The sequence below is a fragment of the Croceibacterium segetis genome (genome assembly GCF_011320115.1).
GTDB lineage: Bacteria > Pseudomonadota > Alphaproteobacteria > Sphingomonadales > Sphingomonadaceae > Croceibacterium_B > Croceibacterium_B segetis.
The window spans coordinates 45,630-72,130 of sequence record NZ_JAANOZ010000014.1; the positions used below are offsets into that span (position 1 = coordinate 45,630).

At 65.6% G+C, this 26,501-nt stretch carries 16 protein-coding genes; 12 read left to right on the plus strand and 4 right to left on the minus strand.

Annotated features, from left to right (window positions below; translation table 11 throughout):
- Positions 1 to 21: 21 nt before the first annotated feature.
- From G7B69_RS13990 to G7B69_RS14045, 12 genes are all read left to right on the plus strand, one after another.
- Positions 22 to 2,124 (plus strand): beta-galactosidase, encoded by a 2,103-nt coding sequence (locus G7B69_RS13990; RefSeq protein ID WP_166180334.1) that lies wholly within the window; start codon positions 22 to 24, stop codon positions 2,122 to 2,124.
- Positions 2,121 to 4,130: a glycoside hydrolase family 97 protein gene (locus G7B69_RS13995; protein ID WP_243415190.1), complete on the plus strand. Its 2,010-nt coding sequence runs from the start codon at positions 2,121 to 2,123 to the stop codon at positions 4,128 to 4,130. Before G7B69_RS13990 ends, G7B69_RS13995 begins: the two co-directional genes overlap by 4 nt.
- A 153-nt stretch (positions 4,131 to 4,283) precedes the next feature.
- Positions 4,284 to 5,426 carry an aldose epimerase family protein gene (locus G7B69_RS14000; RefSeq protein WP_166180336.1) on the plus strand — a complete coding sequence of 381 codons (1,143 nt, stop codon included), beginning with the start codon at positions 4,284 to 4,286 and terminating at the stop codon, positions 5,424 to 5,426.
- A 13-nt stretch (positions 5,427 to 5,439) separates the two neighbouring features.
- Positions 5,440 to 7,224 (plus strand): IlvD/Edd family dehydratase, encoded by a 1,785-nt coding sequence (locus tag G7B69_RS14005; RefSeq protein ID WP_166180338.1) that lies wholly within the window; start codon positions 5,440 to 5,442, stop codon positions 7,222 to 7,224.
- Between the two features lie 88 nt (positions 7,225 to 7,312).
- On the plus strand, positions 7,313 to 8,299 hold the full coding sequence (gene araD1 / locus G7B69_RS14010; protein ID WP_166180340.1) for an AraD1 family protein: 987 nt from the start codon (positions 7,313 to 7,315) through the stop codon (positions 8,297 to 8,299).
- Entirely contained in the window at positions 8,296 to 9,222 is a 927-nt protein-coding gene (locus tag G7B69_RS14015) for a Gfo/Idh/MocA family protein (protein WP_166180343.1), read from the plus strand. Before araD1 ends, G7B69_RS14015 begins: the two co-directional genes overlap by 4 nt.
- Before the next feature lie 24 nt (positions 9,223 to 9,246).
- A complete protein-coding gene (locus G7B69_RS14020) occupies positions 9,247 to 9,963 on the plus strand; it encodes a FadR/GntR family transcriptional regulator (protein ID WP_166180345.1) in 717 nt (238 codons plus the stop codon).
- 308 nt (positions 9,964 to 10,271) lie between these two features.
- Positions 10,272 to 13,316 carry a TonB-dependent receptor gene (locus G7B69_RS14025; RefSeq protein WP_166180347.1) on the plus strand — a complete coding sequence of 1,015 codons (3,045 nt, stop codon included), beginning with the start codon at positions 10,272 to 10,274 and terminating at the stop codon, positions 13,314 to 13,316.
- Positions 13,317 to 13,370: 54 nt separating this feature from the next.
- On the plus strand, positions 13,371 to 14,936 hold the full coding sequence (locus tag G7B69_RS14030) for a tryptophan halogenase family protein (RefSeq protein WP_166180349.1): 1,566 nt from the start codon (positions 13,371 to 13,373) through the stop codon (positions 14,934 to 14,936).
- Positions 14,933 to 16,465 (plus strand): tryptophan halogenase family protein, encoded by a 1,533-nt coding sequence (locus G7B69_RS14035; RefSeq protein ID WP_166180351.1) that lies wholly within the window; start codon positions 14,933 to 14,935, stop codon positions 16,463 to 16,465. The genes G7B69_RS14030 and G7B69_RS14035 overlap by 4 nt, the downstream gene beginning before the upstream one ends.
- A 12-nt stretch (positions 16,466 to 16,477) precedes the next feature.
- A complete protein-coding gene (locus G7B69_RS14040; RefSeq protein WP_166180353.1) occupies positions 16,478 to 18,040 on the plus strand; it encodes an alpha-N-arabinofuranosidase in 1,563 nt (520 codons plus the stop codon).
- Between the two features lie 279 nt (positions 18,041 to 18,319).
- Positions 18,320 to 20,659, plus strand: coding sequence for a glycoside hydrolase family 31 protein (locus tag G7B69_RS14045; protein ID WP_166180383.1), 2,340 nt, complete (start codon positions 18,320 to 18,322; stop codon positions 20,657 to 20,659).
- Positions 20,660 to 20,665: 6 nt separating this feature from the next.
- Here G7B69_RS14045 and G7B69_RS14050 read toward each other — a convergent pair whose 3' ends face one another.
- From G7B69_RS14050 to G7B69_RS14065, 4 genes are all read right to left on the minus strand, one after another.
- Positions 20,666 to 21,850 (minus strand): hypothetical protein, encoded by a 1,185-nt coding sequence (locus tag G7B69_RS14050; RefSeq protein WP_166180355.1) that lies wholly within the window; start codon positions 21,848 to 21,850, stop codon positions 20,666 to 20,668.
- 226 nt (positions 21,851 to 22,076) lie between these two features.
- On the minus strand, positions 22,077 to 23,963 hold the full coding sequence (locus G7B69_RS14055; RefSeq protein WP_166180357.1) for a sialate O-acetylesterase: 1,887 nt from the start codon (positions 23,961 to 23,963) through the stop codon (positions 22,077 to 22,079).
- Positions 23,964 to 23,986: 23 nt separating this feature from the next.
- The gene (locus G7B69_RS14060; protein WP_166180359.1) at positions 23,987 to 25,636 is read right to left on the minus strand and encodes a DUF5597 domain-containing protein; all 1,650 of its coding nucleotides are present in this window, start codon (positions 25,634 to 25,636) and stop codon (positions 23,987 to 23,989) included.
- A 35-nt stretch (positions 25,637 to 25,671) separates the two neighbouring features.
- Positions 25,672 to 26,076, minus strand: a complete 405-nt coding sequence (locus G7B69_RS14065; RefSeq protein ID WP_166180361.1) for a hypothetical protein — start codon at positions 26,074 to 26,076, stop codon at positions 25,672 to 25,674.
- Between the last annotated feature and the right edge of the window lie 425 nt (positions 26,077 to 26,501).

Below are 26,501 nucleotides of genomic sequence, written 5' to 3' on the forward strand. Positions count from 1 at the left end.
CAGTCAAAGGGAAGGGGAGCAATGCGGTCTTCGGTTTCCGATATCCTGAGGACGTTTCCGCTCGTTTTTCGCGCGGTAACCTCGGCCGGGCTGCTGGCGCTGACGGCGCCGCAACCGGCCGTGGCACAAAGCGCCGCCAGCCACCCCGAATGGCCCGGCAAAGGTCAGCTGTTCGTCGGCACCTGCTATCAACCGATCGACCGCTCGCCCGAGCAGATCCGCCAGGACATCGCGATCATGAAGCGCGCCGGCTTCAACCTCGTGCGCATGGGCGACTTGTCGTGGGACTCGTTCGAACCGCGGGAAGGGCAGTTCACCTTCGAATGGTTCGACGACGTTCTCGCGCAGATGCACGCGGCGGGAATCAAGGTGATCATCGACATCCCCGGCGAGCCGGCGCCGATCTGGATGCACAAGCATTATCCGGGCGTCGACGTAGTCAACCAGCATGGCGAGCGGCTCAACGCGGCGACTCGCTATTGGGACAACATCAGCGATCCGGACTACCGCCGGCTGGCGATCCGCCTGGCCGAGGCGATGACCCGGCGCTACGCCAACAATCCGGCGGTGATCGCGCTCGGCTACGACAACGAGATCGGCAACGGGGTGATGTCCTACTCCGCGGCAGACCGGGGGCGCTTCGTCGAATGGCTGAAGGCGAAGTACGGGACGATCGAAGCGCTCAACAAGGCTTGGGCGACCCAGCGCTGGTCGCGCCGCATCGGCAGCTGGGACGAGGTCGACCTGCCGTACGGCGAAGGGCCCGGGCCGAACGAGCGCAACCTCGACTTGCGCCGCTACTGGTCCGACAACACGATCAGCGCGCTCGGCGATCTAGAGGCTGTGCGCAAGAAATACGCGCCCAACCTGCCGGTCGCCTCGAATTTCTGGCCGACCGCGTGGACCAAGGGATTCAACTACCTGCGCTCGTACGAGAACATCGCCACTTACGGCGCTCAGGGCCTCTATCCGATCGGTCTCTTGGACACGGCTTTCCAGGTCACGACGAACAGGGCCGGACTCGACACGCCTTTTTGGTTCAACGAGTTCACGGCCGGGGGTGGAGGCGATTATGGCGCCCCGGGGCGGTCGCGAATGTGGGCCTATTTCGGCCTGCTGTATTACGGCCAGACGTTCCTGGCCTGGACCTTCAATTCGCACATCGGCGGGGAAGAACAGTCACTCTTCGGGTTGGTCGATCATGACGGCCGCCCGTCCTGGAAAGTCGACGAGTGGGCGCAGATCGCCAGCGAGTTCGCCAAGCTGAAGACGATGGGCTTCCCGCGCTATCGCAAGGCTCAGGTCGCGGTGGACTATTCGTTTGACACCAATTGGCTGACAAGCCCGCCCCCGGGGCCGAACACGCTGAAGCAATATTTCACCGGAAATTATACCGACCAGGTCATCGCCGCCTTCCAGCCGCTGTTCGAGGACAACATCGACACCGCGGTTATCGATATCGGGCACGATCCGATTGGGGCTTACAAGCTGGTGGTCGTTTCCAGCGCCTATCTGATGGACAGGGAAACTGCCGACGCGATCCGCGCTTACGTCGCGGGTGGCGGGACGGTGATCATGACCGGATATTCGGCCAAGGTGGACGAAACCGGCAAGTGGTTCGAGATTCCCCTGCCCGGCCGCCTGACCGACGTATTCGGGCTCCGAACCAATGAGTTCTATCGCGCCGACCAGCCGCTGAAGGTATCGTTCGGCGGCGAGACGCTGACCGGCACCGACCCCTATTACGAAGTCCTCGAATTGGGCACCGCCAAGCCGCTGGCCATGTTCACTAACACGCCGAAGAAAAGCGCGGCGATCTCGGTCAACCACTACGGCAAGGGGCAAGCGATCTACCTCGCCACGGCCGCCCAGACTTCGCTGATCGGCCCCCTGATCCGCTCGCTCTACCCCGAGCTGCAGATCGAGCGCGGCCCGCGCACGCCCGCGGGCGTCGTGGCGCGCGTGGTCGAGGGGCGAACGATGTACGTCAACACGAACAACGCGCCGATTTCGGTGTCGATCGACGGCGCCAAGACCGGTGTGCTGTCGGGCAAAACCTATCGCGGTACGCTCGAGTTGGCCCCGTATGGGGTCGAACTGTTGCAAGGGGCAGGCGACAAGTGAGGACGGCCTATTTGCGCCACGTCTCCGGCGCGGCGCTGCTCGCGCTCGGCTGCCTGGGCACGGTCGAGGCGCGAGCCGAAGCGGTGACCGTGACATCTCCCGACGGGCGTAACACCGTCGAGGTCGAAACCGGCCCGGACGGCGCGAGCTATGCAGTGCTGCGTGACGGCAAGCCGGTCATCGCGTCCTCGCCGCTGGGCCTGAACAGCACCCGCGGAACGCTGGGCGGTGCCGGCGCGGCGATGCTTGCTCACAAGGAACGTAGCGTCCGCCAGCAGATCGAGCTCGTAGCCGGCAAGGCCGGCACCGTTGCCGAGCGTTACAACGAAAGCGCGATCAGCCTGCGCCAGCCGGGCAGCGGGGCGATCGACTTTTCGCTGATCGTGCGCGCCTACAACGACGGCGTCGCCTTCCGTTACGTCGTCCCCGGCCAGGACGGCCTGCAAAGGCTCGATCTCGCCGGCGAGCAAACGCGCTTCGACTTCCCGCGTGACTACGATTGCTGGGGTTTCAACCCGGGGCGCTACGACAGCGGGCACGAAGGCGAGTTCGACCCCGTCAAGGCCTCGCTCATCCGCCCCGCTCACCTGTTCGACGCGCCGCTGGTGTGCAAGACCGGGGAAGGGCCGACGACTTTCGCCCTCGCCCAAGCCGATATGCGCGATTACGCCGGCGCCTACTTCTCGGGACGCGGCGACGGCGGACTGGGCGTCACCATCAATCTGGCCCCTCGCCCGGACAACGACGAGACCACGTACCTCGCCGTAAAGGCCGACCTCGCTCGCGGGCCGCTCGTGACCCCGTGGCGCGTGGTCATGCTGGGAGACAGCCCGGCCGCGCTGGTGCAATCGACGCTCATCGCCCAGCTCGCCTCGCCGTCGGTCATCGGCGACACGAGCTGGATCAAGCCTGGCAAGGCGCAGTGGGACTGGTGGAACGGCTGGGCGGTGAACATCCCTGGCGCCGGTATCAACACCGCGACGTACAAGGCCTACATCGACAACGCCGCGGCGATGAAGCTCCAATACGTCCTGATCGACGAGGGTTGGTACGAAGGCAGCAGCGAAGGCCCCGGGCCTGCTGACGTGACCCAGACCGTCGCGGCCATCGATATGCCGGAAATCGTCCGTTACGCCGCCGAGCGCGGGATCGGCGTGATGGTCTGGCTGCAGTGGAAGCAGCTCGACCGCCAGATGGACCAGGCGCTCGCTCTCTACGAAAAATGGGGCATCAAGGGCATCAAGGTCGATTTCATGAGCCGCAACGACCAGGAGATGGTCGCCTACTATCATACGCTGCTGGCGAAGGCGGCGCAGCATCATCTGCTCGTGGACCTGCACGCCGCCTATCCGCCCGACGGCCTCAGCCGCACTTATCCCAACTATTTGACCCAGGAAGGTGTGATGGGAGCGGAATACAACAAGTGGAGCAGCCGGATTACCGCGCGGCACAACGTGACGCTGCCGTTCACGCGAATGCTTCTCGGCCCGATGGACTACACGCCGGGCGGATTCCGACATCTCTCGCCGGAAGAGTTCGCCAGGCAGAGGCGCTTCATCGCTCCGTTCGTGCAGACGACGCGCGGGCAGGCCCTGGCGATGTACGTCGTCTTCGACTCACCACTGCAGATGGTCGCCGACAGTCCCGGCGCCTATCGCAATGCGGACGGTAGCTGGGCCGACGGCGCCGAGTTCATCGGCGCGGTGCCGACCATCTGGGACGAAACGCGGGTGCTGGCCGGCGACATCGGCGAGTACATCGTTACTGCGCGGCGCAAGGGCCGCACCTGGTTTCTCGGGGCGATGACCAACGAAAACGGCCGCACCGTGTCGATTCCGCTCGATTTCCTCGGCGAGGGCGGCTTTTCCACCCGGCTCTGGCAGGACGGCGCGGACATGAGCCATTTGCGCAGCAGCACCCTGAAGTCGCACGCAAGCACGAAGCTGGTGCTCCAGCTTGCGCCTTCGGGCGGAGCGGTCGCGGTGCTGTCTCCGGCGGGCGGTTAGGGTTTGCGCCACATCCCTTACGATCACTTTGCGTAGGGCGACAATCGCGTCCCTCCGGCGATCGCGGTGATGTGCCTCCGCGTACTCCCAGATTGACCTCGCGATTTGTATGAGTATATCCTGCAAGTATTCAACGGGCGCGAGGGGACGAAGATGACGAAGGCTTGGGCCTGTGGCCTTGCGGTGTTGGCCGCATTCAGTGCCGTTCCCGCTCTCGCTCAGGACGTGACGGCGAAGCGCGTCGACGGCGGCGCGCTCGCCAACGGCAGCCACGCCGACGCGGTGGTGTTGAACACCCGCCGCGGCGTCTCCGCGCGAATCCTCAGCTATGGCGCCACACTGCAGGCGCTGCTCGTGCCCGATCGCAGCGGGAAGCTCGGCGACATCGTTCTCGGCCACGATAGCGCCGGCGAATACGAGGCGGTGCAGGACTTCTTCGGCGCGACCGTCGGCCGCTATGCCAACCGCATTGCCGGAGGCCGCTTCACGATCGACGGCAAGACTTTCCAGCTTCCGCTCAACGACACCCACAATTCGTTGCACGGCGGCGGCCACGGCTTCGACCGGGCGCTGTGGAGCATCGTCTCGGTCAAGAGCGGACCGGTCGCGTCGGTCGTGCTCGAGCATGTCAGCCCGGACGGCGAAGCGGGCTATCCGGGAGAGGTTGCCGCGCGCGTAACCTATTCGCTTGATGCGGCCGGGACGCTGACCATTGCATTCGATGCCACCACGACCAAGCCCACGGTCCTCAACATGACCAACCACGCGCTGTACAGCCTGTCGGGCGCGTGCCCCGTGCATGGCGCGATGAACGTGAGCATGACCATCCCGGCCAGCCGTTTCACGCCGGTGAACGCCGATCTGATCCCGACCGGCGAACTCCGCCCGGTGGCCGGCACCCCGTTCGATTTCACCAAGGGCCGCAACCTGGCCGCCGGCCTGCGCGATGGCCACGACGCGCAGATCCGCATCGGGCGCGGCTACGATCACAATTTCGTGCTCGACAAGGGAGCCACCGAAAAGCCCGGCCTGGCAGCCCGGGTGGTCGATCAGGCGTCGGGGCGGGTGCTCGAAATTCTCACTACCGACCCGGGGGTGCAGCTCTATACCGGCAACTTCCTCGACGGAACGAACGCGGGCAAGAACGGCTGCGTCTATCGCATGGGTGACGGCTTTGCGCTCGAACCGCAGAAGTTTCCCGATACCCCCAACCAACCGCGGTTCGGCTCCGCCCGGGTCGATCCCGCCAAGCCATACCACCAGGTGATGATAATCCGGACATCGACACTCAAATGATCAAGAGCGCCCAATGACCGGAAAGCTCAGGTCGGCAGCCTGGTTCGACAATCCGGACAACGTAGACATGACGGCGCTCTATCTGGAGCGCTACCTCAACTACGGGATCAGCCTCGACGAGCTGCGGTCGGGCAAGCCGATCATCGGCATCGCCCAGACCGGCAGCGACCTCTCGCCCTGCAATCGTCACCATCTCGTCCTCGCCGAGCGAGTCCGCGAAGGCATTCGCGAGGCGGGCGGGATCGCCATTGAATTCCCGGTCCATCCGATACAGGAGACCGGCAAGCGACCGACGGCCGGGCTCGACCGCAACCTGTCGTACCTCGGGCTGGTGGAAGTGCTCTACGGATATCCGATTGACGGCGCGGTGCTGACGATCGGCTGCGACAAGACTACGCCGGCCGCGCTGATGGCGGCTGCCACCGTCAACATCCCGGCAATCGCATTATCGGTCGGGCCGATGCTCAACGGGTGGCACAAGGGCGAACGGACCGGCTCCGGCACGATCGTGTGGAAAGCCCGCGAGATGCTCAGCCGCGGGGAGATCGACGACGCCGCGTTCATCAAGCTGGTCGCGTCGTCGACGCAGTCGACCGGCTATTGCAACACGATGGGCACCGCGACGACGATGAACTGCCTTACCGAGGCCCTGGGGATGTCGCTGCCGGGATCGGCTGCTATTCCCGCTCCCTACCGCGACCGCCAGGAGGTAGCCTACCTCACCGGCAAACGCGCAGTGGAGCTTGTGCATGAGGACATGAAGCCGTCGGACGTGATGACGCGCGAGGCCTTTCTCAATGCGATCGTCCTCAACACTGCGATTGGCGGATCGACCAACGCGCCGATCCACATTGCGGCCATCGCGCGCCATATGGGCATCGATCTCGACATTCGCGACTGGCAGGAGCACGGCCACAAGGTCCCGCTGCTGGTCAACTTGCAGCCGGCGGGCGAATATCTCGGCGAGGACTTCTACCGCGCGGGCGGCGTTCCCGCGGTGGTTCGGCAGTTGATGGGTGCGGGGCTGCTCCACGAGAGCGCGATAACGGTCAACGGCAGGACCATCGGCGAGAACTGCAAGGCAGCCGAAATCGAAGATTTGAACGTAATCCGCACCGTCGATGAGCCGCTGATGCGCGATGCCGGCTTCATCGTGCTCTCGGGCAACCTGTTCGACAGCGCGATCATGAAGACCGGCGTGATCTCCGAGGAATTCCGCGCCCGGTATTTGTCCAATCCCGAAGATCCCGAGGCTTTCGAAGGTCCGGTCGTGGTCTTCGACGGGCCCGAGGATTACCACCGCAGGATCGATGATCCGGCCCTAAGGATCGACGCGAGCACGATGCTGGTGATGCGTGGCACCGGGCCGGTCGGGTATCCCGGCGCGGCAGAGGTGGTGAACATGCGCGCACCCGATTACCTGCTGCGCGAAGGGATCAGCGACTTGCCATGCATCGGCGACGGCCGCCAGTCGGGTACTTCGGACAGTCCGTCGATCCTCAACGCATCGCCCGAAGCGGCAGTGATGGGCGGGCTCGCCCTGCTTCGCACCGGCGATCGGGTGCGCATCGATCTTCGCAAGGGCACCGCCGATGTCCTGATCGACGAGGGCGACCTCGCTGCACGCCGTGCCGACTTGGAGGCGTCCGGTGGATTTCCCTATCCGCCGCCCCAGACGCCATGGCAGGAAATCCAGCGCGCCCTCACCGGCCAGCTGCAAACCGGGGCAATTCTCGAGGGCGCCGAGAAATATCAGCGCATCGCCCAGGAGCGCGGGCTGCCGCGCGACAGCCACTGACGGAGGCCGGCTTGCTTGGCGGTAGCACTAGGCGGTGCACTGCGCTCATGACGGCGCGGTGGCTGCAACCTGTCTGGGGATTCGTGCCATGATCCGGTCGCTGGTCCAGTTCTCTGACAAGGGCGAGCGCGGGGTTGCCGCGCTCGACGGGGACGGGAATGCGCGGGTGCTTCAAGGGATCGAAAGCGTGCTTGCGCTCGCGCATGACGCCTTGGCCGGTGAGACTGACTTGGCGTCGCTCGCGGCCTCGCGGCTGGGCGATGCGCTGGAGCTCGCCGCGGTCCGCCTACTGCCGCCGATCGACCATCCCGATCCGGCGCATTGCATGGTCTCGGGAACGGGGCTGACGCATCTGGGATCCGCCGAGGGGCGTGACAAGATGCACAAGGCCGCGGCTTCGGGCGAGACGACCGATTCCATGCGGATGTTCTTGCTCGGGCTCGAGAGCGGCAAGCCAGCGGCGGGCGAGGTCGGCGCGCAGCCGGAGTGGTTCTACAAGGGCGACGGTTCGATTATCGTCGGCGATGGCGACAGCCTCGTCCGGCCGGGCTTCGCCGGCGATGGCGGCGAGGAGCCCGAGATTGCCGGCATTTATCTCATCGACGAGGCGGGAAACCCTGCTCGCCTGGGCTTTGCGCTTGGCAACGAGTTTTCCGACCATGTCACCGAAAGAGGCAATTACCTCTGGCTGGCGCACTCGAAGCTGCGGCAGGCCGCGCTCGGCCCCGAACTGCGCCTCGGCGATCTGCCACGCGACGTGCGCGGCATCAGTCGCATCTGGCGCGGCGCCGAAATGGTCTGGGAAAAGCCGTTCCTGACCGGCGAAGCCAACATGTCGCACACGCTCGGCAATCTCGAACACCACCATTTCAAGTATCCGCAGTTCCGCCGGCCTGGGGACGTTCATGTCCACTTCTTCGGCACGGCGACGCTTTCGTTCGCCGACGGCGTCGCGCCTGAAGAGGGGGACGTGTTCGAGATATCGGCCGATGCTTTCATGCTGCCGTTGCGCAACGCAGTTACGGCGGCTGTGACGGAAAGCGAGTCCCCGCTCGTCACGGCCCGTCGGTTGTGAGCGCGCTCAAGCTCGGCATCGTCGGTTTCGGGGCGATCGCGCGAGGGCAACACCTGCAGGCGATCGCTGCTCGCGCGGAGTTCGAACTCGTCGCGATCGCCGACCCAGCGCTGCCGCGGGCGGACGTGCCCGCCTATCCCGATCTGGAAGCAATGCTGGCCGCTCATCCGGAGATTGCGGCGGTTTCGATGTGCCAGCCGCCCCGCTACCGCCATTCGGCCGCGCGCGTGGCCCTCGAGGCTGGCTGTCACGTTATGCTCGAGAAGCCGCCTTCGCTTTCGTGCGAAGAAGGGCGCGAGTTGCTCGAGTTCGCGCGGGCGCGGCGGACAGCGCTGCTCGCGGCGTGGCATTCGCGGGCGGCTGCGGCGGTGCCGCAGGCCCGGCAATGGCTGGAGGGCGCCACGATCCGCTCGATCGCGATCGAGTGGAAGGAAGATGTCCGCCGCTGGCATCCGGGACAGCAATGGATCTGGGAGCAAGGCGGCTTCGGCGTGTTCGATCCGGGGATTAACGCCTTGTCGATCCTCACCGAGATCGTTGCGGGACCGGTCTCGTTCCGTTCGGCCGAGCTGGAGCTGCCCGCTAATCGGGCGATGCCGATCGCGGCCAGAATGGTCATGGCGGGCGTTTCCGGATTCCCGATCCGGGCCGTCTTCGATTGGCGCCAGAGCGGGCCGCAGACCTGGAACATCGTATGCGAAACGGACCGGGGCGTTCTGGCGCTGACGGATGGAGGAAACCGGCTCACGATAGGCGGGACCTCCGTCCCGGTGCCCCCGGAAGCCGAATACACAACCCTCTACCGCCGCTTTGCGGAGCTTGCTATCCGGGGGGGAAGCGATGTCGACTTGGAACCCCTGAGACTGGCGGCGCAGGCCCTGTCCGAAGGGGCCGTCCTGCCAACCGATCCGTTCGAGGATTGAACGCAGGCGTGAAAGGAATGCGAGATGCCTGAGCGAGCACCCGGAAGCCCCAGCTCGCTTCGCCTGCACACCACGATGGCGCGAAATCTCGGAACGGCCATCGTGTCGGGCGAATTCCAGCCCGGCGACAATCTCGGCGGGGAAGTCGAGCGGTCGGAGACGCTGGGCGTCTCGCGGACCGCCTATCGCGAGGCCATTCGCATCCTTATTGCCAAGGGGCTGGTCGAAAGTCGCCCCAAGGCGGGGACACATGTCACACCTCGCAAGCGCTGGAACGTGCTCGATCCCGACGTACTCGACTGGATGTTCTCGGGACAGCCGGACGAACAGTTCATTCACGACATCTTTGAGCTGCGCGGGGTCATCGAACCCGCCGCCGCGGCATTCGCGGCCGAGCGGCACACAGCCGCCCATCTCGAGATCATGGATCGCGCGCTTGTCGGCATGCGCGAGCATGGCTTGCAGAGTCCCGAGGGGCAGGAGGCCGACCAGGACTTCCACACGGCGATTCTCAACGCCGCGGGAAATGAGGCCTTGGCGTCGCTGTCCAGCAGCGTCGGCGCGGCCGTCCGCTGGACCACGAGGTTCAAGCTGAAGCACGCCGCCGCCCCGCGCGATCCGATCGACGAGCACGTCGAGCTCCGCGACGCGATCGCCTCGCGCGACCCGGAGCGCGCGATCGCGGCCACGCGCGAACTGCTCTCGCTGGCGCTGCAGGACATGGCCCTGGTCCTGGTCTGATCGCCCGCCGCCGAGCGCGGCCGAAACCCTCGTGTCTTGACATCTTTGAGCCTGCCGGCCGGCCGCCATTCAGGCGCAAGCGCGGCGCGGCGAAAGCTTAGCGCTGATTTTGAACGGTAATCTCCTCAACTTTTCCCGATTGACTTGTCCGACATATTCGTAAATGTTGTCTGACATAATAAGCGGCATCGAATCAAACGTGGCTCGTCCCGGCGTCGCCGGAGCTTCGGAACATTCATTGGCGCACGGAAGCAGGCACGTCGCCAACCAGGCTAGGCCCGCTTTCGGGGAATCGAACGGAGGGGTTAATGAGGCTTACGAATCTGGTGCACGGCGTCAGCGCGAGCGCAATGGTCATTGCGGGGCTCGCCCTATCGCAGTCGGCATACGCCCAGGATGCGGCTGCTGCCACGACCAGTGCCGATGGAAATTCCTCCGACGGCCAAGCGACGCCGGACGACACCGGCAAGGGCGGCATCACCGTGACCGGGCGCCGCGCCGCCCTTCAGGCGGCGGACGAGCGCAAAAAGAGCTCCGAAACCATCATCGATTCGGTCGTGGCTGACGAGGCTGGCAAGCTGCCCGACAACTCGATCACCGAAGTGCTGCAGCGCGTCCAGGGTGTCACGATCGTCAAGTTCCGTGCAATCAACGATCCGGACCATTTCTCGATCGAAGGGTCGGGCATCCAGGTCCGCGGTCTTTCAGGGGTTGCTTCTCGCCTGAACGGGCGCGAGATCTTCAGCGCCAACAACGGCCGCGCGCTGCTGTGGGGCGACGTCACCCCCGAGCTAATGGCGGCGGTTGACGTCTACAAAGCCTCGACGGCCGACCTCATCGAGGGCGGCACCGGCGGCCAGGTCGACTTGCGGACGAAATTGCCGTTCGATTATTCGGGTGGCCTACACGTCGCCGGGACGGGTGAAATGAGCGCCGGCGACCTCGCCGAGAAGGCCGACCTTTCGGGATCGGCTCTGATCACCGACACCTGGCAGACCGGCATCGGCAAGATCGGCGTGCTGGTCGATCTCGCGTACGGCGAGCTCTCGTCCAACTCGCACTTCTTCCGGATGGAACCCTATTACCGGACGCACATCGGCGCCTCCGACTACTTCATCCCCGGCGGCTATACCTATGGCGAGGAGAAGTTCCAGCGTACGCGCGCCGGCATCTATGGCGCGCTGCAATGGGAGCCCGCCGATTCGTTGACCTTCACGGGAATCTTCTTCCAGTCGCGCTACAAGAACAACTCGGGCGACTGGGGATCGTTCGTCACCTCGCAGAGTCTTGCAGTCGATCCGTCGGTCAGCAAATTCGACGACACCGGGGCGCTCATCTCCAGCCCCTCGCTCTTCACGCGCGATCCGAGCACTCTGCAACCGAACAACTCGCCCATCACCAGCGGCGGTAACAAGGGCGAATACCGCGACAATTCCGTCACCCGGGATTATTCGCTCGCCTTTAAGTGGGCGCCGTCCGGCAGCCCCCTGGCACTGCACGGTTCGCTGCAGCGGGTCGACTCAAGCTCGATTTCCCACCGCCTGGACGTGTTTCGCGACGTCCAGTTCCCGGGCAGCTTCGGACTCGACCTGACCGGCAAATTGCCGCTGGTCACCGTGCCGGATTCGGCGCAAGCGATCTTCGCCGATCCGGCCAACTACATGTGGGCGGCGACGATGCCGCACGAGGCGAACAACAAGGGTCGCCTCGACTCGGCGCAGCTCGATGCCGAATATTCGTTCGACGACAGCTTCTTCAAGTCGATCAAGGTCGGCGGCCGCTGGGCGGAACGCAAGGAGCGCGATTTCGACAATAGCTACAACTGGGTTGCGCTGGGCCGCGGTTGGAACGGCGACCCGCAGATGACCTTCGCCAATGCCGCCCCCGGCGACGTCGACCTGCATGTTTTTGACAACTTCTTCCACGGTCAGGCGGTACTTCCGGCGAACCTTTATTTCCCGTCATCCGATCTGGTGAGCCGGTTCGACCGGGCGCAGCTCCATGCCTCGCCCGGCGACTTCTGCGGCCAGCTCGATTGGGGCGGCAGCAATCCCGATTATTTCAACTGTTCACCGCGAGGCCCCGTCTCTCAGACCGGCTACGGCGGATCGGGCTACCGGCAACCCGGCTTCGTGCTGCCCGATGACCGAACCGATTATCTGACGCGGACGGTCGCCGGCTATGGGTTGATCCGCTTCGGGCAAGACGACGGGCTGGGCCTTTCCGGCAACGTCGGTGCGCGCGTGGTGCGGCTCAGGAACGAGAGCACGGGATACTACCAGCAGAACGTCTCCACGTTCATCCGCGATGGGCAGGTGATGCAACTTGCCGAGCACAAGGCAATCCGCAGCGATGGCGACAAGTTCACCCGAGTGCTCCCCTCCGTGAACCTGACCTTCGCGCCAAGCGAGACGGTCAAGCTCCGCGGCAGCTACAACATCACCATGGACAATGCGTCGTTCTATGCCTTGCGGGCATCGGGGTCACTCGGCGTGGCAACACTGACCAATCCGAACAACCCCCCGTCGCCGGCGCCACAGCTTCCTCCCATCTTCGTCAATTACACGACCAGTTCCGGCGATCCGACGCTGAAGCCCGCCATGTCGAACAACTTCGACTTGTCGGCTGAATGGTATCCTCGCCAGGGCACGACCGTCCACGTCGCGGCATTCTACAAGCGCGTTACCAATTTGCCGATTTATGCGCTGACGCGGAATCCGGTGACCGTCTACTTCGCCGATGGCACGACTTCGGAAGAACTGGCGACGACAACCGACGTTGCCAACGCCGCCAAGCCGGCGACGGTCAAGGGCATCGAAGTGGGCGGGCGCACCTTCTTCGACATGCTGCCCGGCGTTCTGTCGGGGTTTGGTGTCGAGGCCAACTACACCTTCATCGACAGCAAGAATCCGGGCGATCTGTACAAGGACATCGACGGCGTGAGCCACAACGATGCCCCGCTGCAGGGCCTGTCGAAGCATAACTTCAACGTTACATTGCTCTATGAAAAGAATTGGCTGTCGGCGCGCGTCGCTTATTCCTGGCGCTCGCGGTACCTGCAATCGACCAATGCCAACGGGACCAGTCCCTTCTACACCTTTGTCGCGAATCCCGGGACCCCGGGGCTGGGGGTTCAGACGTCGCTTCCGGTGTATGGCGATGCAAACGGCCAGCTCGATGCAGGCGTCAGGTTCAAGTTGAGCGACAATCTCTCGGTCGGCGTCCAGGGAACCAACCTGCTGAATACGACGACCAAGACCTCGATGGGCGGCTATCCCGGCGGGGAACTGCACACTCGCAGCTGGTTCCAGGCCGATCGAAGGATTAGCTTCGGCGTCAACGTGGCCTTCTGACCTCCCTGAATGGTGGCGGGTCAGCGATCCGCCACCTCTTTTCGAGTGGTTCAGATGGTCGATAATGTTCGCAAGATCCTGATCGTCGGCGGCGGAACCGCCGGCTGGCTGACCGCCGGTTATCTGGCCCGCCGTCTCGCCGCAGACCTTCCCGGCGGTGTGGAGATCCGGCTGGTCGAAAGCCGCGACATCGGCATTCTCGGAGTGGGCGAGGGAACCTTCCCGACCATCCGCCGCACGCTAGCGACGATCGGTATCGACGAGGCCGAGATGGTCCGCCGGTGCGGGGCGACCTTCAAGCAGGGCGCCAAATTCGTCGATTGGGTTCGCCCACCGGGTACATCGAACCCGGATCACTACTTCCACGCCTTCCAGGTCGCCGAGAGCCCCGGCGGGCTGGAATTGCTGCCGTACTGGTTGCTCGGCGCCGCAGGCGACCGGGCGTGGGACGAAGTGAGCTCACCGCAAAAGGCTGCCGCCGACGCCAACCGCGCGCCCAAGCTTCCGACGCACCCGAACTTCGTCGGCCCGCTCAACTACGCGTTCCATTTCGACGCCATCACTCTGGCGGAGCTGCTGCGCGATCAGGCGATCGCCAACGGGGTCGATCACCTGGTCGACACGGTCACGGAAGTGCTGCTGGCCGCGGACGGAGCCATCGCCGCCGTCCGCACGCAGGACCATGGCGTGCTCGAGGCCGATCTCTACATCGACTGCACGGGCTTTCGCGCCGAGCTGATCGGCAAGGCGCTGGGCGTGCCATACCGAACCTGCCGCAAGGAATTGTTCTGCGATCGCGCCGTGGCGATCCAGGTGCCTTATTCGCACGCCAAAGATCCCATCGCGTCGTATACGATCTCGACCGCGCAGGAAGCCGGCTGGACCTGGGACATCGGCCTCGACGGCCGCCGCGGCACCGGCCACGTCTATTCCTCGGATCATACCGACGACGATCGCGCCGAAGTCGTGCTTCGAAGCTATCTCGGCCCCGCCGCCGACCGCCTCGAGGCGCGGCGGCTACGCTTCGATCCCGGTTATCGCGAAGTCAATTGGCAGAAGAACTGCGTCGCCATCGGCCTCTCGAGCGGTTTCTTCGAACCGCTCGAGGCGACCGGCATCGTTTTTTCGGAGCTCGCAGCGGGCCTCGTCGCAAACCTTTTCCCATGGGGCGGCGACTTCGAGACGTCGGCGCGCCAGTTCAACGCGATCATGCGCCAACGCTACGAACGCACGCTCGATTTCATCAAACTGCACTATTGCCTGACACAACGCCGCGACACCGCCTTCTGGCGCGACAACGCCGAAGCGTCGAGCGTGCCAAACAGCCTTCTCGAGCGGCTCGACCGGTGGCGCTTCCGCCCGCCGTCGGAGCTCGACATCGATCCCGTTCTCGACATCTTCACCGAACCGAGCTGGCAATACGTCCTTTACGGCATGGAATGGAAAACCGACCTGAGCGCCAAGGCCGGCATCTACCGCTATCATGACGACGCGCGCGCGGCCTTCGCGGAGGTGCAGCGGCAGGCACGGTACGCTTTCGCCAACCTGCCGACCAACCGGCAGCTGGTCGAATATGCCCGCACCCGGGACTTCGGTACGCCGGGATCGGCCGCGGCATGACCGCTGAGCGCACGCCAGATCCGATCCGCAAGGTCGTCATCGTCGGCGGCGGCACGGCGGGCTGGATGGCGGCGGCGGCGCTGTCGCGGCTGACCGCCGGCGACGTGAGCGTCACCCTCGTCGAGTCCGAAGAGATCGGCACCGTCGGCGTCGGCGAAGCGACCATTCCGCCACTGCTCGACTTCAACAACGCGCTCGGCATCGACCAGCTGGAGTTCATCCGCGAGACCCAGGCGACGTTCAAACTCGGGATCGAATTCGTGAACTGGGCTCGCCAGGGCGACCGGTACATCCATCCGTTTGGCGTTTACGGGCGCGACTCCAACGGCGTGAAGTTCCACCAGATCTGGCTGAAGGACCGCCAAGGCGAAGGCTTTGCTGGCGAACCGGGCGCCATCGGCGAATATTGCCTGTCGGTGGTCGCGGCGCGGGACAATCGCTTCACCTGGCCGACCTCGAACCCCGGCGCGGTGCTGTCGACCTTGCGCTACGCTTTTCATTTCGACGCCAGCCTCTACGCCCGCTACCTCCGCGGCTACGCTGAAGAGGGCGGCGTGAAGCGGGTCGAAGGCCGCATCGAACAGGTCGAGCAGGACCCCCGAACTGGCTTCATCACGGCGGTGCGGCTGAACGACGGCCGCCTCGTAAGTGGCGAGCTCTTTGTCGACTGCAGCGGCTTTCGCTCGCTTCTGCTCGGCCAGACGCTCGGCATTCCCTATCGCAGCTGGCAGCACTGGCTGCCGTGCGACCGCGCGATCGCCGCTCCTTGTGCCTCCGCAGCGGAGCTGACCCCCTATACCCGTGCAACCGCCGGCTCCGCCGGTTGGCGCTGGCGCATTCCGCTACAGCACCGCACCGGAAACGGCCATGTGTTCTCGAGCGCGCATATCGACGAAGCGCGCGCGCTCGACGAACTGCTGAGCGGCCTCGACGGAGCGCCCGTGGCCGAACCGCGCACCTTGCGTTTCGAAGCCGGCCGGCGCGAACGGCCGTGGGAGAAGAACTGCGTGGCGATCGGCCTTTCCGCGGGCTTCATCGAACCCCTGGAATCGACCAGCATTCACCTTATCCAGTCAGGCATCTTCAAGCTGATGGGGTTGTTTCCCGACCGCGGCTTCGATCCGTCCGAGATCGAACAGTACAATTCACTGCTGGTCGACGAATATGAGCGGATCCGTGATTTCATCATCCTCCACTACGCGGCCACGGAGCGCGACGATTCCGACTTCTGGAACTACTGCCGCACAATGGAGATACCCGACACTCTGGCGCAAAAGCTCGAGCTTTGGGCTGGCAAGGCACGGCTGTTCCGGACGCCGCTTGATCTGTTCACCGACGATAGCTGGATCGCGGTGCTGCTGGGCCAACGCAAGTTTCCGCGATCGCACGATCCGCTGGCCGATGCCTTCGATCCGGTTCAATCGCGGCAATTCATCGCGTCCATTCGGGACGTGATCGAGAAAACGGCGCTCGCGATGCCGCGGCACCAGGACTTCATCGCGCGCCATTGCGCGGCACCGCAACAATAGGGGATTATTGTCATGACCGTCGGACGATTGAAGGCCGCCGCGGCAGCGCTGGCCTGTACCGTCATGCTCGGCACATCGGGCGCTGCGGCGGCCAGGCCCGCGGCCGAAAGCGCCAGTGTCTCGATCGACCTGGAGCATCCGGGGCCGACGATCGAGCCGGCCGTCTACGGGCAGTTCTCGGAGCACCTCGGCAATGGCATCTATCCCGGCATCTGGGTCGGGCCGGATTCGCCGATCCCCAACACGAACGGCTATCGCAACGACGTTGTCGCCGCGCTGAAGCACATCCATGTTCCCGTGCTCCGCTGGCCCGGCGGCTGCTTCGCCGACCAGTATGACTGGCGCGACGGCATCGGGCCGCGGGCCAAACGCCCGGTGCGGGTCAACGCCAGCTGGGGCGGCGTCGAGGAGACCAACGCCTTCGGCACGCATGAATTCATGGACTTTGCCGAACTGATCGGCGCTGATGCCTATATTTCCGGCAACATGGGCTCGATGGAGCCGCGGGCGATGGCGCAGTGGGTGGAGTACATGACTTCGCCCTCGCACTCCTCCCTCGCCGAGGAGCGGCGCGCGAATGGCCGCGACAAGCCCTGGCACCTCAAGTACCTCGGCTTCGGCAACGAGACCTGGGGCTGCGGCGGCGAGATGACCGCCGAAGTCTCGGCGATGACTCACCGGCGCTTCCAGACTTTCGTCAGCGCGCCGTCGCAGAACGGCCCGATGGTTCGGGTGGCGAGCGGCGCGTCCGGCGACGACTATGCTTTCACCGACACCATGATGCGACTGGCGGCCGACAAGATGGATGCGATCAGTCTCCACTATTACACCTTGCGCGGCGGCTGGGACAAGAAGGGCGGCGCTCTCGGGTTCGACGACGCCGGCTGGGCCAAGCAGATCGAGCGGGCCCGCCGCATGGACGAGATCATCACCGGCCACAGCACGGTGATGGACAAGTACGATCCGAAGAAGCGGGTGGGGCTGTTCGTCGACGAATGGGGCAACTGGTTCGACAGCGATCCGAAGGAGGATCTCGGAGTCCTGTACCAGCAGAATTCGCTGCTTGACGCGGTCACCGCGGCGACCACGCTCAACATCTTCCACCGCCATTCCGACCGCGTCCGGCTCGGCGCGATCGCGCAGATGATCAACGTGCTGCAGGCGATGATCCTCACGGACGGTGCGAAGATGGTGCTGACGCCGACCTATCACGTGTTCGACATGTACCAGCCGTTCATGGGCGCGACGCCTTACCCCGTGACGATCCAGTCGCCGACCTTCAAGGCCGGCGACACGACTTTGCCAATGGTCGACGCCACCGCGGCTCGCGGCAAGGACGGCCAGCTGTGGCTGGCGCTGGTTAACGCCGACCCGGAACGCGCCGCGCAGGTCAAGCTCGGTGCCGAAGGCTCGGTGAAGGGCAGCGTGCTCACCGCCGACGAGATCGACGCCCACAACTCCTTCGACCACCCCGACACTGTCGCTCCGCGGCCTTTCGCGCAGAGGGCGGGCAAGAACGGCCTGATTCTGAACCTGCCGTCGAAATCAGTCGTCGTGGTAGAGGTGGATCGCTGAGGGCGCCGCTCTCCGCTCTTCCCGGCGAGGCGACATTGAGCCCAATGCCGAAGCCATCTAGCGGCGTTCGTCGCGCTGCTGGGATCGCCGAGCCTGACGGCGGCGCAGTTTCTAATCCGCATCGCGACCGGCCGCGCCGACTATATTGTCTGACTATTGCCACGATAGCCGCGATCCGGCACAGAGCGCAAAGAGGTAGCGCTACCATTCCGTTGCGGCAGAATCGTGCCGCCGAGTGTGGCGCACGAGAGGCGGAATTGTGAGGGAGGGGGTTTGAAGATGCGCGCACCGGGCAAGGCTCTGGCGGTTTCACTGTTCCTTGTGGGATATGCCGGAGTCGCCGACGCGGAGCCGGTGGCGACGCTCGACCGGGACGGGGCCTGGGTCTCGCTCGAGGCTTATGGTCCGAACGTGGTGCACGTCACCATCGCCGCCGAAAAGGCCGAGGCAATCAAGGGACCCGGGCCTGGCATCCTGCCCGGCAATGCCGACAATTCGGCGTTCCAGCTGCGTCCGGCCGCCAGCGGTGACAGCTTCGTCTCGCTGGCGATGAAGCTTGAGCTCGATCCCGCGCCTGCGCCTCACGTTCCCGGCACTTCCGAGAAGTACTTTGCGCCTTCGTTGGCTCCGGTCGGCCTGCAAGTGGCCGACGCCCGCGGCGCGACCGTACTGAAGATGCTCGGCTGGGAGATGTCTCCGCATGAGGTCAACGGCGAGAAGACCTATCAGGTCGGCATCACGCTCGCCTCGCCCGCCGACGAGCACTACTACGGCATGGGTCAGAATCAGGAGAGCCGCGGCCCGCTCGATCTGGGCGGGCGCACGATCGACTGCAAGCACTGGTACGACGCCCCGGCCGGCGAGACCGTCTGCGTGCCGGTGCTGGTCTCATCCAAGGGCTACGCGATCGTCTGGGACAACCCGTCCGAGACCTGGCTTTCCGCCGGGATCAACGGGCGCACCACGATCCGCTCTAATGTCGGCGAACGGGTCAGCTTCTTCGTCATCGTCGGCAAGACGCCCGAGGAGATCTATTCCGCCTACGCCCGCGTCACCGGCAAGACACCGATTCCGCCCAAGGCCGCGTTCGGCCTGATCCAGTCGAAAGCGCGCTACGAAACCCAGCAGGACGTGCTGCGGGTGGCCCAGACCTACCGCGAGAAAGGCTATCCCCTCGACGTGATGGTGGTCGACTGGTTCTACTGGACCCGCATGGGGCAGATGGATTTCAACCCCGCCGAGTACCCTGACCCCGACGCGCTCAACAGGCAGCTCCACGACATGGGGCTGCAGTCGATCGTCTCGATCTGGCCGCGCTTCGAGACCAGCGGCCGCTATTTCAACGAGCTCGACGCCAAGGGCTACTTCCTCAAGGACAAGGACGGCCAGACGGTCGACGGCCTGCCGTTTCGCTCGGACCGGACCGGCGCGCTGATCGATTCGACCAACCCTGACGCGCGCAAATGGTTCTGGGACCACGCGCGCGACAACATCCTGGCGCACGGTTTCGACTATCCATGGCTCGACGAAACAGAGCCCGACCTCGTGCCCGACGGCAAGTTCTTCTCGGTCGGATCGGGCGACCGCTATTTCAACCTCTTCCCGCTGGTCCACGTCGAAGGCGTGGCGCAGGGGATGCGCGCGTGGAAACCGAACAAGCGAGTGCTGATCCTGGCGCGCGCGGCCTATCTCGGCTCGCAGCGCACGGGGGCCTTGTTCTGGTCGTCGGACGTCTACCCGAGTTGGGAAGCGCTGCAGCGGCAGATCCCGACCGGCCTCAACATGACCGCATCGGGCATCGCCTATTGGGGCAACGACATCGGCGGCTGGCAGGGCCTCCCTTCGACCACCGACGCGACCAAGCCGCCGCTGCTCGATCCGTCCGACGCGCGCGACATGGTCGGGCAATTCTCCGACTATCCCGAGTTGCTCACCCGCTGGTTCGAATACGGGACTTTCCTGCCCACGCTGCGCCTGCACGGGCTTCGCCCGAAGCCGGAGATCTGGGGCGCCGGCAAGCAGGCCGAGGCGGTCATGGCGGAGTACGACCGCCTGCGTTACCGGCTGATCCCCTACATCTATTCGCAGGCCAAGCGGGTTTACGACACCGGAGCGCCGTTCATGCGGCCGCTGTGGATGGATTTCCCGAACGATCCGAACGTCGCCGACATCGGCACGCAGTACATGTTCGGCCCGGCCTTGCTGGTCGCGCCGGTGACCGAGCAGGGGCAGACCGAAAAAGACGTGTATCTCCCGGCGGGAGCCGACTGGTACAACTTCTGGACCAACGAGAAGATCGCCGGCGGGCGCTGGATCAAGGTCGCCACGCCGATCGAGCAGATACCGCTGTTCGTGCGCGCCGGCTCGATCGTTCCGCTGGGCAAAGTGGTCCAGTCGACCGCCAGCCCGCAGCCGATCGAGGAAATCCGCGTCTATCCGGGCCAGGACGGCGAGTTCGCGCTCTACGACGACGACGGCAAGAGCTACGCCTACGAAAAGGGCCAGGGCACGACGACGCGGCTGAAGTGGGACGACGCCGCCGGTGCGCTGAGCGCCAGCGGTGGCGACGCAGGGCTGGCCCGCGCGGCGCCGAAGCTGCTCCGCGTGATGGGGCGCTGAGGCGCGCTAGCGGCTGCGAATCAGCGCCGCGCTGAACGGCGGCACGGTTACCTGCTTGCTCTCGCCTTCGGGCCATGGCTCGAGCACGGTGCCGCTACGCGCATCAAGCGAGGGCGCGTGAAGCAGCAGTGCGGGGCGTTTGCGGCCCAGGTCTGACAGCCCTGCGGGCTCGAGAGGCAACGGCGCGGACGACTTGTTGACCACAGCGAGCAGCCGTTCTCCCCTGCGCTCGCCGAAGAAGGCGCTGGCATTCGCCGCGCCCGCCAGCGGATAGCGGCGTAGCCGCGCGCCGGCGAACGGACTTGCGAAGCGCATGGCGTGGAAGATCGGCCGCGCCGCCGGTCCTGAAGGTTCCGCCGCGATCGGGGTGTAGTAACCCGTTCCGCCGCCGTGCAGATCGACACCCAGGTATCCGGCGCTGGCCGTGGTCAGCAGGAAATCGGCGGCCCACAGGGCCGAGGCGAAGGCATCGCTGACTCCTGGCTTGCCGCCGCCGAAGCACGAATTCGCCTCGGTCAGGCGGAAGCGCATTCCCGTTCGCGCGGTCATCGCCGCGACGGCCCCCATTTGCTGCTCGAGCTTCGCGTTGGCGGGTGCCAGCAATCGCTCCGCGTTCATGCTTGGATCGGATGCCGGGCCCATTGCGTAGAAGTGGCCGCTGGCGAACAGCGCGTCGTCGCGCGCGAGCTCGGCATAGCGCACCATCCACTCCAGGCTCAGTGCGGCGTCGGGTCCGGCGAAAGGAGCGCGCGGATGGCGCGAGTGGATCGCGCCGACGAATGCCTTGTACTCCCGCCAGTATTGCTCGAACGGATAAGGATCGGCGCGAAGCAGTGGGTTGCCGGCCCAGAAATCGACTTCGTTGCCGAGCTGCAGGCAGAGCAGACGCGCGCCGAGGATGCGCACGACGTGATCGGCCTCGTCCACCGCGCGTTCGAGCGATCCGCTGCCGAAGTTTAGGCCGTAGATGCAGCGCCACCCGGTGACATCGAGGAAGCCGCGCAGCGCATGGAGCGAGCGCGGCGTGATTGGGCCGGCTTGCGGGCCCGACGCCGCCAGCGCCGGGTCGAGCAGCTTCCATTCCCAGTTGCGCTGAGCCGCGATCGCGTGCTCCTCCTTGGCCGAGGTGAAGCCGGCGCCTTCCCTGCGCCAGCGGGTGTAGGCGGAGAGCGAGCCGCCGAAGCGCAGCACGCCGTGCCGGGAGATACCGCGGATAAGATCGACGAGCGGGCGGTTGGTGGGCGCGAAGTAGGCGGGGTTATAGAGCTGCGGCGTCTCGTAGCTCAGCCCCTTGAAAATCGGCCGGAACCTGGGCTCCCTCGCCGCGGGCCGCCGCCACCGCGCCGCGGCCTTTGGCCGCCCCGCACAAGGCGAGCGCGCCGGCCGCGGCCACGAATTGACGCCGGTGCACGGTCGCTTACTTGATCGGCATAGCGAAGCCGGTCGCGGGCAAGTCGCTCGAGTTGTACAAGTTGACCAGCGGGCTCGCTTGCCAGAGGTACCGCACCTCGCGCGCGTTGGCATCGCCGGGCAGGACGATCGTGTCGCCCGCCAGCCTGCCCGGCACGAAGCGGCAGTTGCCCCCCGCGTCGCACAGCTCGAACCCCAGCGCCTCGCCCCCGGCGACCAGCTTGAGCGGCCCGTGGGCAAAGCGCACGACGATGCCGGCACCGCCGCGTTCGACGGAAAGCGGCGACGGGCCGCGGGATTCGACCGCCTCGTCCAGCGCGATCTCGCGCGCCGCGAGCGCCAGGCGGTGCCCGACGGCTTGCTTGTTGGTCGGGTGGATGTCGCCGAACTGGCCGACGTCGAGCGCGCTGGCCATCCCGACCTGGGGATCGGCATCGGCCACCCGCCGCTGGACGTCGCGCAGCTGCGCCCAGCTGTCGTTCGTGGGCTGCGAGATCATCGGCCCGAAGTTCGCCAGCTGGACCATCGCGAAGGGCTTGGCACCGAAGCGCGCGCGCCAGTCGGAAATCAACAGCGGCATCAGCTCGGCGTAGCCGCGCGCGTCGGCGACGTTTGCCTCGCCCTGGTACCAGGCGAAGCCGGTCAGCGGGTAATCGTGCAGCGGGGCGATCATCCCGTTGAACAGCGTCGTCCGACCGCTGCCGCCGACCCACGGTTGGCTGGGCGCCATGCCGAGCTGCGCTAGAGCGGGCCCTTTGGCGAAAGTCCATTTGGTCAGCGGGATCTCGGTCCCGTCGGCCAGGGTGAGCTTGCGCGGGGCATCGCCCCACATCCCGCCGCCGCCGCCGGTGTCGATCGCCGCCACGTCGATGACGTTGTCGCCGGCCTTGAGCACGCCCGCCGGGAGCGCGTAAACCCGCGGCTTGTCCCACGGCTGATCGGCGCCGACCATCTTGCCGTTGACGCGAGTCACGTCGATGTCGTCGACCGCGCCGATGGCGAGGGTCGCCTTGCCGGCCTGTTTCGGGGTCAGCGAGACGTGCGTGCGATAGTAGCCGACGCCATCGAAGAAGGCGAGGCCGGGGTCGCCCCAGGTCTCCCACGGCGTGCTGCTCGCGACCGACCGCCACGCCGCGGCGGCGGGCGCATCGGCGGCCTTGCCGAGCCATGCCCGTGCCTCTTGCCCCCAGCTCGCGCGGGTGCCGTCGGGATCGGCGGCGTAGCGGGCGAGGAGGTCGAGGCTCGGGCGGTAGCGGGGGAGCGTGGCGAGCGCCGGGTGGCTGATCCAGTCCTCGATCACCGAGCCACCCCAGCTCGCGTTGATCAGGCCGATGGGAACGGTCTCGTGCGCCTGAAGCTCGCGCCCCATCAGGTAACAGGCGGCGGAGAAATCGCCGGCGCTTAGCGGCGTCGAGGGCTGCCAGCTCGCCGGCTGGGAAAAGCTCTCGCGCGGAGTGGGGGAGGATTGCCGCGGCACGGTCAGCAGGCGCAGCCGCGGATTGGTGGCGCCGCCGACCTCGGCATCCGAGTTGGTCGCGTGGCGCAGGGTGAACTCCATGTTCGACTGGCCCGAGCAGAGCCACACGTCGCCGACCAGCACGTCCTCCAGGCTGAACGCCTGGTCGTCGCTGCGCACGCGCAGCGTATAGGGGCCGCCGGCGTCGTGCGGCGGAAGGTCGACGCGCCAGTGCCCCGAGGCGTCTGCGCGGGCGACTTGCTCGACGCCGTCGAACGTCACCCGCACGGTGCTTCCCGGCACCGCCTCGCCGCGCACAGGCACGCTCTTCCCGCGCTGGAGCACGGCATGGGCGGTAATCGGCGCGTCGACCCCGAGCGGAGCAGCGAGCGCGGCGGTGGCCCCGCCGAGGAGCGCGAAGAGGGCAACAATTCTCATCGGGTGGGTCTTTCGTTGTCGTATCAGTTAGGATTGCCGACCGGGATCGCCGGCGTGCCGCGATGGCTTGCCAGCTTCACTCGCAGGACCTGCTCGCGATCGGTGAAGTTGAGGCCGTAGTCGACCGAGTCCCCGTTCCAGACGCGGCGAAACACCCATTTGCCGTCGTCGAAATGGCCTTCCTCGACCCGCAGCATCATCATGGATTCGAACGGCGCCGGACGAGCGAGGGAAAAGGCTACCCGGGTGTCGAAGCCGGTTACGATGTATTCGTCCTCGCCGATCTGCGCCACGGCGACACCACCGGTCGGCACGGGGTTGCCGGTGGGCTTGTCCGTGCCGAACTGCCACTGGCCGAAGGTCGCGGTCAGCTTGTACTTGCCGAGGTCGAGAACCTGGCTGTGTTCGGCCTTGGGATCGGTCGGTTCGGCTGCGCCCCAGGTCCTGCCGGCGAGGACCCATTGCGCCCATTCGCGCTCCATCGGGGAGAACAGACGATAATTTCGGGCGAACAGATTGAGGGTCTCCGGCCCGAGCTCCTTCCCGCCCAGCGGGTAGTTGAAGTAGCCCGTATTATCCATGCCGAACGGCGAAAAGCCGATCGAGCCGCGCCCGACGGTGGGGAAGAAGAACCGCGCGAAATCGCGGTCGTTGCCCGTTTCCGGAACGAACAGCGCGTTGTCCGGCCGGTCGTAGAAACCCAGGTAGGCCAGGTACGCCGCGTGGTCGCGAGTATAGATATCCGGCGCGACCAAATCGATCGCGGGGGCGGCGGCCTTGTACACGTCGATGACGAAGTGAACCGGTCCGCCGCTGGAGTAAGTCGCCGCGTCCTGCCGTCCGAACGCCGAAGCGAGCGCGGCGTTCATGTACATCGGCAGCGGCTTCACCGCCTTGCCGGCGGCGGCGATCTCGTTGACATAGCTGGCGATCGACCAGGCGTGGAAGAACTCGCCCGCATCCTTGCCGAACACGTCGTGCCAGGTGCCCGGCGACTTGTGCAGTTGCTTCAGCAACGGCTGCGGCACGGGGCCATCGAACAGCTTCTGCGCCACTGGCGAAAAGTCGCGCACGCTGCCGTAGCTGCCCGTCTCGTTCTCCGGCTGGATCATGATGACGGTGTTCTGCGGATCGTTCTTCTTGAGATATTCCATCAGTTTGACGAAGGCGCGCTTGTCGGCCTCGAGCGTCGAGCGGTAATGTGGCGAAAGCGCGTAGTGGACCTCGCCCTTCGCGTTGATCATGTGCGGGAAGCGCTTCTGGTCGAGCTTGACCCAATCCGGCGTGTAGGCGGGCGCGGTGTTCTTCCAGGTGCCGAACCACAGCAGGACCAGGCGCACGTGGTGCGCACGCGCTTGCGGCAGCAAGGCGTCGAGGAAGGAGAAATCGAACTTGCCTTCCTGCGGCTCGATCTGCTGCCAGCCGACCGGCACTTCCACGGTGTTGGCGTGCAGCTCGTCGATGACGGGCCAGACCTCAGGCAGCATCGCTGGATAATTCGAGCTGTTGTTGACCTGGGCGCCGAGCATCAGGAACGGCTCTCCATCCACGATCAGGGAGTGATGGCCGCCGGCCGACTCGATCCGCGGCAGCGAAGCGCGCTGCGCCGAGGCAGGCTGGGCAAGTCCGGCAAGGGCAGCTGCGATCAGGCAGGCGCGGATCAGGCGAGGCATATGAAATCCTTCCTTGGTTGACACACGCCCGGCGTTCACTTCGGCGCGGCGGGGCGAATTCCCCCGGGCGCTTGCGGAACCAGGCGAATCTGGGAAAAGCTCATCCGCATCGGGCCGGTTGCGGAGAGCACCCAGGCGGGATGGACATGCGCCATGTCGGGCCCGTCGGGAACGATCGAGGCGATATCGCCCTGCATCATCTGCCCGACTTCCTCTTCAAGCGACTTGCCGGCCATAATTCGCGTGATGCGGGCCTCTGTCGCGGGATCGAGCAATCCCGCGTTTTTCGCGGCCGGCCATGAAGCCGGGTGAACCTGCCCGCCGTCGAGGGTCGCCTGGCTCTCCTGTGAAGCGGCATTGCCCGGGCTTGCCGCCACGGCAACGCCCGTGACGGCAACGACCATTGGCGCGAGAAAATGGCCAACCCACTCGACCTTCATGACCCCACCCTTCGAACGACCGTTCCGCTATTTGGCATTTGTCATACAAAATGTCGATGCACCCGTTCAAGCTCGAATCGCGCGAGGAGGGCGACTTGCTGTCGATCTGGTTCGCAAGGGCGCGAACCTTGGCGTCGTACGCCTCGCAATCGCCCCGAGGATGCCGCCAGGAACCGCGTGCACCTACCTACGCGCGAGACTCGCGATCGATGGTCCGCTCTGCTTTTCGCTCAAAGTTGGGAGTGTTGGCCCGGGCTTGCCGCGGATCAGCCCCAGACTTCGTCGGCGACATCGACGGCGAGGCGGATCTTGTCGGCCTGCTGCTCGGTGGTGATGTCGTTGCCGTGGACGGTGCTGGCAAAGCCGCACTGCGGGCTCAGCGCGAGCTGCTCGATGGGGACGAACCTGGCCGCCTCGTCGATCCG